General features: G+C 42.1%; 1 protein-coding gene. It reads left to right on the forward strand.

The window, feature by feature from the left end; all coding sequences use genetic code 11:
• Positions 1–70 precede the first annotated feature (70 nt).
• Positions 71–947: acetate/propionate family kinase (locus AC1DWN_RS34380; RefSeq protein ID WP_477563289.1), on the forward strand; the 877-nt coding region annotated here is incomplete at its 3' end.

Raw genomic sequence — 947 nt, forward strand, 5'->3', positions numbered from 1 at the left:
GTGCAGGGCACCTTGGCGTTAAATCAGGTGTCGGCTTCTTTAAATATGACAAGGATGGGGATCGAATCGAATGAAAGTACTTGTAATTAATTCTGGGAGTTCATCGTTAAAATACCAATTTTATGATATGCGAGATGAATCTGTGCTTGCAAGCGGACGTGTAGAACGAATAGGTATGGATGCTTCAATAGTCACCTATAAGCAGGTCGKTAAGCCGGAGGTTCACACGGTTAGTGAAATATTGGATCATGTTACAGCAGTAAAGCGTGTTACTGACATGTTAACTCATGCGGAGCATGGAGCGATCTCTGAAATGAATGAAATCGATGCCGTTGGACATCGTATTGTTCATGGTGGTGAGACATTCAGCAGTTCCGTTATTGTTACAGAAGACGTAAAACAGGAAATTCGCAGACTATTTGATTTAGCCCCACTACATAATCCAGCTCATATGATGGGAATTATGGCAGTAGAATCAGCTTTGCCGAAYGTTCCTCAAGTGGTTGTGTTCGACACGGCTTTCCATCAAACGATGCCTAAAACATCGTATTTGTATGCGATACCTACTGTATTGTACCGTCGTCACAAAGTTCGCCGTTATGGCTTTCACGGAACATCCCATTCCTATGTTAGCGGACAAGCAGCTGCATATTTAAACCAACCATTAGAATCGCTTAAAATGATATCGTGTCACATTGGCAATGGAGCTAGTTGTGCTGCAATATTGGATGGTAAATCGTTTGATACAAGTATGGGTATGACTCCATTAGAGGGTTTGATGATGGGGACGAGAAGCGGTGATCTCGATCCTGCTATAGTGCCATATGTTATGAATAAGGAAGAATTGACTCTGAATGAGGTTAATTCCATGCTTAATAAGCATAGCGGACTGTTAGCTATTTCTGGAGTAAGCAGTGATATGCGAGAAATAACGGATGCTATGCAGG

Source organism: Paenibacillus sp. P4_A7 (assembly GCF_056402455.1).